Genomic DNA, 9282 nt, shown 5'->3' on the forward strand with positions numbered 1-9282 from the left:
TCCCGGACACCCGATCCGGCTCGAGAGCGGATGCCGCGGGCGACGGCTACGCGTCCGCGACGGGCGGGTGGTGCGGGCTGCGGTGGACTTCCTCGACGTGCGCGAGCCCCGGGGCCTCAGGATCGTCGACGATCGGCTTGTCGGCCATGAAGAGCCGGATGACGTGCGCGAGCTCATCGGGATGGCTGAAGTTGATGGCATGCGCCGCGCCCTCGATGACGACGAGCACCACGTGGTTGTCGGTGTTCGTCGCGACCTCGCGCACGATGGCCGGCGGGGGCATGAGCGGGTCGCGGTCGCCGACCACCGCCAGGGTGGGGATGCGCAGGGCGAGCAGCCGCTCGTACGACGGGTACCGGGTGAGCGAACGGAACATGCGCACGGTGCTCGGGATGCCGAACTTGAGGTAGTCGGGCACGGCGACCCGCAGCATCCGCTTCGGCTCGCGGCCGCCGTCGCGCGCGAGCTGGGTGATGGCGCCCATGAGCGGCTGGTTGTAGACCCCGCCGGCCGGCGAGACGAGGATCGCGCGGTCGATGCGATCGGGGAAGCTGTAGGCGAACTCGGTGATCACCGGGCAGCCCATCGAGTTGCCGACGAGCGTCGCCCGATCGACGCCGCGGTCGTCGAGGAACCGGGCGGCGGTCTGCGCCAGGCCGGGCACGTCGAGCGCCCGCGGGGCGCGCCAGCTCCGACCGAAGCCGGGCAGGTCGGGCACGTAGGTGCGGTACTCGTCGGCCAGCCGCTCGGCGGTCGGCAGCAGGTACCGGCCCGAGAGTCCGAAGCCGTGCAGGTGCACCATCACGGGGGTGTCGGGCGGCGCGTTCGGCGACTCGCGGTAGAACACGTCCACCCCGTCGATCCGGGTCCAGCGCTCGGCCAGGCTCGACTCCGGCCGGCGGGGTCCGCGCGGCCGGGATCGCGGATCGCCACGGACGTCAGGTGCCGACAACGCCGCCTCCCCGTCGCCCGATGCCCGCCAGTGCCCAGTCCATGCCGGCCCCCGATCCACGTCTGCGATTCCGCGCGGTGCTGCCTTCAGGCTGAGTCTAGATCGAAGCCCCGGCCCGAACGTATGGTGGGCACGACCCGTTCCGAACCTCCGGAAGGAGCACGCATGTCCATGCCAGCCGAACCATCCACCGGGGCGGGCGTCCCGGCTCGCAACGTGGTCCTCGTGCACGGCGCCTACGCCGACGGCTCGTCGTGGGCCGACGTCATCGCCCTGCTCCAGCAGGCGGGCCTGTCGGTCACCTCCGTGCAGAATCCGCTCACCACGCTCGACGACGATGTGGCCGCCACACGCCGTGCCCTCGACCTGCAGGACGGGCCGACCGTGCTCGCCGGGCACTCCTGGGGCGGCACCGTCATCTCTGAGGCGGGCGCGCATCCGAATGTCTCGGCGCTCGTGTACGTGGCGGCCCGTGGGCCCGACGCGGGCGAGGACTACGCCGCGCTCGCCAAGCGATTCCCCACGCCGCCCGCCATGGCCGGGCTGGTGAACGACGCCGGCTTCATCCAGTTCGGCGAGGAGGCGTTCCTGGAGGACTTCGCGAACGGCGTCGATCCGGCCAGGGCTCGAGTGCTCTTCGCCGTGCAGGGTCCGATCACGGACACGTTGTTCGCGAGCCGCACGACCGTCGCGGCCTGGCGCGAGAAGCCGAGCTGGTACGCGGTCTCGAAGCTGGACCGCACGACCTCGCCCGAGCTCGAGCGGTTCGTCGCCGAGCGCATGGGCGCGACGACGATCGAGGTCGAAAGCGGCCACCTCTCGATGGTCGTGCGCCCCCGCGAGATCGCCGACCTCATCCTCGCGGCGAGCGGTCGGGGCTGAAGGGGGAAGCCGTCGGCCCGGCGCGGTCCCGGCGCGGCCGGCGCGCCGCCCGGCGCGGTTCGTCCCATGCGGGGCATCCGTTCACCCTCGCCTTGGCGACGCTGCGTGCGAGGCGTATAGTCCATGTCGACTATTCGGGATGGAGGACGCCACCGTGGAGCGGATCACCGGCCTCGGGTTCATGATCCTGAGCCTGCTGCGCGAGGGCGACATGCATCCCTACGAGATGATGCGGCTCATGCGCCAGCGGCACGACGACCGCTTCGTCGCGATCTCGAACGGCACGTTCTACCACACGGTCGGACGCCTCGAACGGCTCGGCCTCGTCGACGAGGTGGGCGTCGAACGCTCGGGCAACCGACCCGAGCGCACCACCTACGCGCTCACCGACGCGGGTCGCGAGACCGTCGTCGACTGGGTGCGCCGCGAGCTGCCCGGCATCGACCGTCCGGCCGAGTTCCGGGTGGCGCTCGCCGAGGCGCATCACCTCCGGCGCGACGAGGTCGTCGCGCTGCTGCGCACCCGCCGCGACGCGCTCGCCGAACTGCACGAGATGCAGGTCGAGGCCCGTCGCGAGGCGCGCGAGAAGGACGTGCCACGACAGTTCATCCTCGAGGTCGAACGCGAGGACGCCATGCTGGCGGCCGAGTTGACGTGGCTCGAGGGCATCATCACCGCACTGGAGGAGCACGCGTTCCCGTGGGGCGTCGACGAGCTCGACGGACCCACCGAGCGCTACCTCGCCGATCGAGAGGAGGCACGTCGATGACCGAGCACTCGACGGATGCGACGACCACCACTTCGGGCACCGGGGCCGCCGCGGCATCCGGTGGCCGCCGCGAGCGCGGACCCTGGCCGGCGCTCTGGGCCCTCGTCATCGGGTTCTTCATGATCCTCGTGGACACGACGATCGTGTCCGTCGCGAACCCGGCGATCAAGGCGGCGCTCGACCCCGACACGCCCGACCTCGACAACGTCGTGTGGGTGACCTCCGCATACCTGCTCGCGTACGCCGTGCCGCTGCTCATCACCGGGCGCCTCGGCGACCGGTTCGGGCCGAAGAACATCTACCTCATCGGCCTCGCGATCTTCACGCTCGCCTCGCTCGGCTGCGGCCTCTCGGGCTCGCTCGGCGCGCTCATCGCCTTCCGCGCGGTGCAGGGCCTCGGCGCGGCCCTCATGACGCCGCAGACGATGGCCGTCATCACGCGCACGTTCCCGCCAAACCGCCGCGGCGCGGCCATGGGCCTGTGGGGCGCGACCTCTGGCGTCGCCCTGCTCGTCGGCCCGCTCGCGGGCGGCCTGCTCGTCGACGGGTTCGGCTGGGAGTGGATCTTCTTCGTCAACCTCCCCGTCGGCGTCGTCGGCTTCGTGCTCGCGTGGATCCTCGTGCCGAAGCTCGAGACGCACAAGCACCGCTTCGACCTCGTGGGCGTGTTCCTCAGCGCAACCTCGCTCTTCCTCATCGTGTTCGGCCTGCAGGAGGCGGAGAAGTACGACTGGGGCGTGATCTGGGGTCCGATCTCGGTGTGGAGCCTGATCATCACGGGCGTCGCCGTCATGGGCCTCTTCGTCTGGCAGCAGGCGCGCACGCGCAGCGAGCCGCTCGTGCCACTCCCGCTGTTCCGCGACCGCAACTACTCGATCGCGAACCTCACGATCGCGACGGTCGGCTTCACGGTGACGAGCATGTCGCTGCCGCTCATGTTCTTCGTGCAGCTCGCCCGAGGGCTCACGCCGACGCAGGCCGCGCTGCTGCTCGTGCCGATGGCCGTGTTCGCGGGCGTGCTCTCGCCGTTCGCCGGCCGCCTGATCGACCGCATCGACCCGCGCTGGATGCTCATCCCCGGACTGCTGCTGGTGTCGGGATCGCTCGTGCTCTACTCGTCACTCATGAACGTCGACACCCCGATCTGGGCGTTCCTCATCCCGTCCGCGATCATGGGCATCGGCAACGCCGGCATGTGGGGGCCGCTCGCGACCACGGCGACGCGCAACCTCACCCCGCGGCAGGCGGGAGCGGGCGCGGGCATCTACAACACGATGCGCACGGTGGGGTCGGTGATCGGCTCGGCGGCCATCGCCGCGTTCATGCAGGCGCGCCTCGAGGCGAACCTCCCAGGTGCGGCCGAGGCCTCGTCCGAGGGGTTCGGCGGCGGCGCGCTGCCGCCGTTCGTGCTCGACGGCTTCTCGCAGGCGATGGCGCAGGCCACGCTCCTGCCCGCCGCGGTCATCCTCATCGGCGCGGTCGCGGTGGTCTTCCTCCGTCGGCCGCAGCGGGCGCCGCAGGGCGTGCCGGATGTCGCGGGCGCGGCGGCCGAGGCGGCGCCGGCGGGCTGAGCCGGGCGAGCACGATCAAGCCGGGTCTCGCGACGCGTCAGGCTGCACCGGGCGCTCCTCGACCAGCGGCTGAGCGAGTCGCCGCGGCATCCGTCGTCGGAGCTCAGCCCGACTTGCTCCCCATGATGATCGCCGCGCGGATCTGCTCGAGCACGAGCTCGGGATGCTCGTTGCCGATGAAGTGGCCGCTGTCGGTCCGCGTGACGTGCGTGGCGCCGAGGGACTCCGCCAACCGCGCCTGGGCGTCGACCCACGCGGGCCAGTAGGTGGTGGCGTCGCCGATGCCGAGGTAGTCGAACGGCCGGTCGGCGGTGAGCACGGCCACGGGCATCGACGTGAGCGGCGGCGTGGCCGCGAGGGCCGCGATGCTGGCGGGGTAATCGGGCGCCTCGCCGCCCGGGTTCGCCTCGCCGGCCTTCGCGATGTCGGCCATCCACTGGTCCCACACCTCGGGCGGCAGGGTCTCCTGCAGGTACTGCGATCCCGGGTCGACGAGCACGAGTCCCATCACGTCGTCGGGGTGCTCGCGCGCGTACGTCGCCGCGATCATGCCGCCCCACGAGTGCCCGACGACGAGGTACGGCCCCTCGACCTCGGCCGCGGCCAGCATCGCCGCCAGGTCGGATGCCGCATCCTGCGACGTCGTCGGCTGCGGCACCTCCATCGACCGGCTCGGCTGGCCCTCCATCTCCTCGGTGCCGGGTCGGTCGTACGCGCACACGCGCGTGGACGTGGCCGCCTGCGGGTACACGGCATCGTCGGAGGGCACCGCCGGGTCGCTCGTGCTCGTGGGGTCGCCGACGTACTCCCAGTCGTCGGCCGCGACGCCGGCGCCCGAGACGAGCACCACCGTCGGCGAGCCGCTGCCGCTGCACTGGAGGTACAGCTCGCGTCCGTCGCCGAGGTCGACCAGGCCCGAACGGTCGCCGTCGCCGGGCACGAAGGCGTCGGATGCCGCGGCCGACGTCTCGGGCGCGGTGGGACTGCCCGTTCCACCGTCGGCGACCGTGCCGACACCGCAGCCCGCGAGCAGGGCGAGCACGCCGACGGCGCATCCCGCCGCGATGGCGGGACGCGTCGCCTGGGTCATGGCGTCATCCCTGGAGGACGATCGAGTGGTTGATGCTCGTGGTCGGCACCACGAGCATGCGCAGGCCGAGGAGCCGGCTGTCGGTGCTGCCCGTACGCCAGCACCAGTCGAACGCCCGGCTCGGCAGCTGCGTCATGAACGGACCGGCCCACACCTGGCCGCCGTCGTTCTCGGCGTACCAGAAGTACTTCGCCCCGTTCGAGGCGCCGCCGCGCACCGTGGCGCGCCCGCCCGGTGCGATGGCCCACCACCCCTTCTTCGCCCAGTTGTCGCCCTCGCAGCCTGGCGAGTGGTAGGCGAGGGCGACGTACATGGTCGTCGCCGAGCCGTTGTGCACGTAGATGGCCATGTCACTGCTCCTCGACGTCGCGCGGGTTCGGTGGGCCGTCGGCGCCCGACGCCTCGGCATCGGCGTACGCCATCACGCCGGGGCGATGCGCCTCGGCGGTCGACTCGGCGCCCTGTCCGGGCCGCACGGTCGTCGGACTCTCCTCGTCCGACTCGGGAAGCGGGGCGAGGGCGGCAGCTTCGTCGGCACTGAGCGTGCGGACGAGCTCGGATGGATCCTGCATGCGAGACCTCGATTCGTCGGATGCGGCCGGCCCGGCATCCGCGACGCCACCGTCGCGCGCGCCCGACCTCACCGCCTCGGCACGGTCGACGGAGCGCAGCGTCCCGGATCGCATCCCAACGGCCGCGGTCGATGATTCCCCCGATGCACCCGACCAGGCGCAGCCCCCCGACACGCCGGAATATAGTCCCGGCCTGCAGGGGCGGCAAGGTTCGTCGGACGATCGCGTCGTCGCGGCATCCGTCGCACCCTTGCGAAGCGGAGGATGTTCTCGGTATGGATGGAGGGGCGCCCGACACCATCGACCTCGACGAAGAGGGGCTGCACATGCCATCGACCACCTCCGTGACGGCTCACCAGGCTGCGGCGCTCCACGCGCTGCGTGCGTCGGACGACGATCCCGACCGGTCGCTCCTGCTGCAGGGCGGCTGGGTCGTCGACCTGGTCGATATCGCACCGCGGCGGGCGGACGTCCTCATCCGCGGCGGGGTCATCGAGGCGATCGCGCTCGGGATCGCCGAACGCGTCGGACCCGAGGTGATCGTCGTCGACGTGGCCGACGCCATCGTCATGCCGGGCCTCGTCGACAGCCATCAGCACGCGTGGGAGGGCGCGCTCCGCGGCGTCGCGCCGACCGTCGCGTTCGGCGGGTACTGGGGACTCACCCACGGCGGGACGGCCGAGCACTTCACGCCCGACGACATGGCCGTCGGCGAGCTGATGTCGGTCGCGCAGGCCATCAACGCCGGCACGACGACGTTCATCGACAACAGCCACAACCACCGCACCGAGGCGCACGCGGATGCCACGATCGAGGCATTGCGCTCGACCGGGATCCGCGCCGTGTTCGCGGCCGGCCCGCCCGGAGACGGTCCCCACGACGACCTGTTCCCCGACGAGCTGCTGCGGCTGCGCGACCGGTGGTTCCCGAGCGACGACGGCCTTGTGCGGCTCCGCGCGTTCGACCTCTACCCGAGTCCCGACAGCCTGCGCTGGGCGACCGACCACGGCCTCGGCGTCGCGGCCGAGCTCGGACCGTGGGCGCCCGCGGCGGGTGAGCTCGCGGCATCCGGTGCGCTCGGACCGGGCCAGGCCTTCAACCACTGCGCCGGGCTCACGGCCGACACGTGGCACGCGCTCGCCGACAGCGGCGCAGCCGTGAACCTCGTCGTCCGATCGGACGCCCAGTACGGGATCGGCGGGCTGACGCCGGTGCTCGAGGCGCAGGCCGCCGGCCTCCGGTTCGGCATCAGCAGCGACAACGAGACGGCCTACGGGCACGACCTGTTCACCGAGATGCGCGTGCTGCTCACGGTGCAGCGCGGGCTCGCGTTCCGCAGGCTCGGCACCGACGAGGACATGCCGGCCCCGTTCGAGCCGTGGGACGTGCTGCGCGCGGCGACCGTCGGAGGCGCGGTGAACGCCGGACTCGAGGATCGGATCGGCATCCTCGAGCCGGGCAAGCGCGCCGACCTCGTGGTGCTCTCGCTGCGTGCCGTGCACCTGCACCCCTGGGGATCGGCCGTCGGCACCATCGTGAACTTCGCGACGCCCGCCGACGTCGACGCGGTGTTCGTCGACGGTCGGCCGCTGAAGTGGGGCGGCGAGCTCGTCGGCGTCGACTACGAGGCGCTCGCGCGACGCGCGGTGGCGTCGCGGGAGCGGCTGCTCGAGGCGGCGGGGTTCTCGATGGAGGACGCCCGGGCGGGTGGCATCACGCCGCCGATCCCACCGGGGTTCTGATCCGGTTCGTCGAACACGACCGCCGGGTCGCGTTCGGGTCGGACCGTGCGGAACCCGACGACCTTGTGGCTGCCGTCGCAGAACGGCCGGATCGCCGACGCGCCGCACCGGCACAGCGCGACGGTTCGGCGATGCGGGTCGACGTGGTTGCCCTGCTCGTCGAGGATCTCGACGTCGCCGCGGACGATGAGCGGGCCGTTCGGGCACGCGACGACCGACGGGCTCTGCGGCCGCGTCACGGCAGCGCCTTCCGGAGCGCGGAGCCGCCCGCCTCGAACACGCGGCGCACCTCACCCCACAGCCGGCCGTCGACGGTGAGGCAAGCGGATGCCCCGAACAGGATGTCGTCGGCGAGCCCGGGCTCGTCGGCCACGAGGCCGCCGGCCAGGTCGTGCGCGGCCAGCTGCTCGTGCACAGCGTCGGCCTCGACGTGCTCGTCGAAGTAGTCGGCGGCGTCGTCGCCGAGTCCGAGTCGCCGGAAGCCGTTCGCGTATGCCCGGCACGGGATCGAGCTGGTCATCTCGAAGGCGGCGAGGTGGCCGACGATCGCCCCGCGGAGCCGACGCTGCAGGCCGAGCATCGACATCAGGTTCATCGACGCGTACACGAGCGCCGGCACGTGGTCGGCGTAAGCGCCGTACCGGTCGTCGAGTCCCATGACCCGCATGGTCTTCGCGAAGATCTCGGCGTGCAGCCGCTCGGGCCGCCCGCCCCCGTACTCGTCGGCCTGGATCTCGACGAGCGCCGACTTCGCCCGGCCGTGCAGCCGCGGGATAGCCCAGCTGTGCGGGTCCGCCTCCTTGAGGGTGTAGATCGAACGATGCACGAGCACCTCGCGCACCTGATCGACGGTCGCGTCGCGCTCCACCCACGCCGAGAGCCCCGGTCCGTCGTCGGCGGCCTCGACGAGGGCGAACAGCGCCTCGGGGACGTCGCGGGTGGCATGCGGTTGTGGGATGCGCTCGCGCAGCTCGGCCTCGTAGGCGCGCTCGAGCTCACCGCGGAAGGCGAGCAGCTCGGGGTCCCACTCGAGGCGGTCGTCGACGCCCTCGAGGCCGCCGTAGTGCAGTTCGAAGAGCACGAAGAGGGCGAGCTGCAGGTCCTCGTCGTCGAGGAGGCTCCCGGAGCGGCGAGCCGCATCGGATGCCGCTGCCGGGTCCAGGCCGCGGACGCCGTCGCGGCCGCCGCCGTCGCGCAGTCGGTCGATGACGAGGGCGCTGACCTCGCCGCGAGGTTCGGGCAGGCGCATGGGCCAACGGTCGGCGGTGCGTGGGGAGACCGGTGCCGTCAGCGTCATGTGTGCCCCCTTGCCTGGCTTTCCGCCACGCTACGTCGGCCGTGGCGGCGAGGCACGGGGCTTGACCGTCAGATGGGCCCGGTGTACCCGGACGTGGGACCCGCGAGGAGCTCCTCCTCCCACAGCCCGGGCAGCCGGAGCTCGATCCCATCGGCCGCTGCGAGGCGCTCGAAGGTCGCCATCGTCACGTCGAGGCGATCGAACGCGCGCGGGAGCGGCTCGAGACCGCGCTCCAGCGGACGCCAGAACGCGTCCCAGTGCACGGGGCGCACCTGCCGTGTTCCCGTCGCGACGACGGTCTCGCGCCAGTACGCCTCCCGCCACTCCTCCGTGGCGGGGGCGGCCGCGCCCCCCCCCCCGGGGAGGACAACCACACGCCGGGCGGGGGGTGCGCGGGGCCCGCAATA

10 protein-coding genes and 1 pseudogene are annotated in these 9282 nt (G+C 72.3%); 4 read left to right on the forward strand and 7 right to left on the reverse strand.

The genetic code is table 11. The features are described 5' to 3' along the window. Positions 1-46 precede the first annotated feature (46 nt). Complete coding sequence (locus ACWGO8_RS11310; protein WP_452043152.1) at positions 47-853, reverse strand: alpha/beta fold hydrolase; 807 nt, start codon at positions 851-853, stop codon at positions 47-49. Between the two features lie 270 nt (positions 854-1123). Here ACWGO8_RS11310 and ACWGO8_RS11315 point away from each other — a divergent pair, with 270 nt between their 5' ends. The 3 genes from ACWGO8_RS11315 to ACWGO8_RS11325 all read left to right on the forward strand — a co-directional run bounded on the left by ACWGO8_RS11315 (position 1124) and on the right by ACWGO8_RS11325 (position 4174). After that, on the forward strand, positions 1124-1834 hold the full coding sequence (locus tag ACWGO8_RS11315) for an alpha/beta fold hydrolase (protein ID WP_452043153.1): 711 nt from the start codon (positions 1124-1126) through the stop codon (positions 1832-1834). 139 nt (positions 1835-1973) lie between these two features. Continuing rightward, positions 1974-2603 (forward strand): PadR family transcriptional regulator, encoded by a 630-nt coding sequence (locus tag ACWGO8_RS11320; protein ID WP_452043154.1) that lies wholly within the window; start codon positions 1974-1976, stop codon positions 2601-2603. Positions 2604-2722: 119 nt separating this feature from the next. Beyond that, complete coding sequence (locus ACWGO8_RS11325; RefSeq protein WP_452043555.1) at positions 2723-4174, forward strand: DHA2 family efflux MFS transporter permease subunit; 1452 nt, start codon at positions 2723-2725, stop codon at positions 4172-4174. A gap of 103 nt (positions 4175-4277) precedes the next feature. Here ACWGO8_RS11325 and ACWGO8_RS11330 read toward each other — a convergent pair whose 3' ends face one another. From ACWGO8_RS11330 to ACWGO8_RS11340, 3 genes are read right to left on the reverse strand one after another with little or no spacing between them, the layout of a single operon-like run. Then, on the reverse strand, positions 4278-5264 hold the full coding sequence (locus ACWGO8_RS11330; RefSeq protein ID WP_452043155.1) for an alpha/beta fold hydrolase: 987 nt from the start codon (positions 5262-5264) through the stop codon (positions 4278-4280). Between the two features lie 4 nt (positions 5265-5268). Next, positions 5269-5613, reverse strand: a complete 345-nt coding sequence (locus ACWGO8_RS11335; protein ID WP_376953753.1) for a DUF1036 domain-containing protein — start codon at positions 5611-5613, stop codon at positions 5269-5271. Between the two features lies 1 nt (position 5614). Further along, positions 5615-5836, reverse strand: coding sequence for a hypothetical protein (locus tag ACWGO8_RS11340; RefSeq protein WP_452043156.1), 222 nt, complete (start codon positions 5834-5836; stop codon positions 5615-5617). A gap of 326 nt (positions 5837-6162) precedes the next feature. On the opposite strand from ACWGO8_RS11340, the gene ACWGO8_RS11345 reads away from it, so the two are divergent. Then, positions 6163-7578, forward strand: coding sequence for an amidohydrolase family protein (locus tag ACWGO8_RS11345; RefSeq protein WP_452043157.1), 1416 nt, complete (start codon positions 6163-6165; stop codon positions 7576-7578). A 74-nt stretch (positions 7579-7652) separates the two neighbouring features. Here the strand turns inward: ACWGO8_RS11345 and ACWGO8_RS11350 are convergent. From ACWGO8_RS11350 to ACWGO8_RS11360, 3 genes and pseudogenes are all read right to left on the reverse strand, one after another. Further along, a pseudogene (locus ACWGO8_RS11350) lies at positions 7653-7817 on the reverse strand (CDGSH iron-sulfur domain-containing protein); the annotation flags it as partial. Beyond that, positions 7814-8875 carry an iron-containing redox enzyme family protein gene (locus ACWGO8_RS11355; protein WP_452043158.1) on the reverse strand — a complete coding sequence of 354 codons (1062 nt, stop codon included), beginning with the start codon at positions 8873-8875 and terminating at the stop codon, positions 7814-7816. The gene ACWGO8_RS11355 and the pseudogene ACWGO8_RS11350, both read right to left, overlap by 4 nt. A 68-nt stretch (positions 8876-8943) precedes the next feature. Further along, the gene (locus ACWGO8_RS11360) at positions 8944-9138 is read right to left on the reverse strand and encodes a hypothetical protein (RefSeq protein ID WP_452043159.1); all 195 of its coding nucleotides are present in this window, start codon (positions 9136-9138) and stop codon (positions 8944-8946) included. Positions 9139-9282 lie beyond the last annotated feature (144 nt).

It is taken from the genome of Agromyces sp. NPDC055661 (assembly GCF_053618135.1).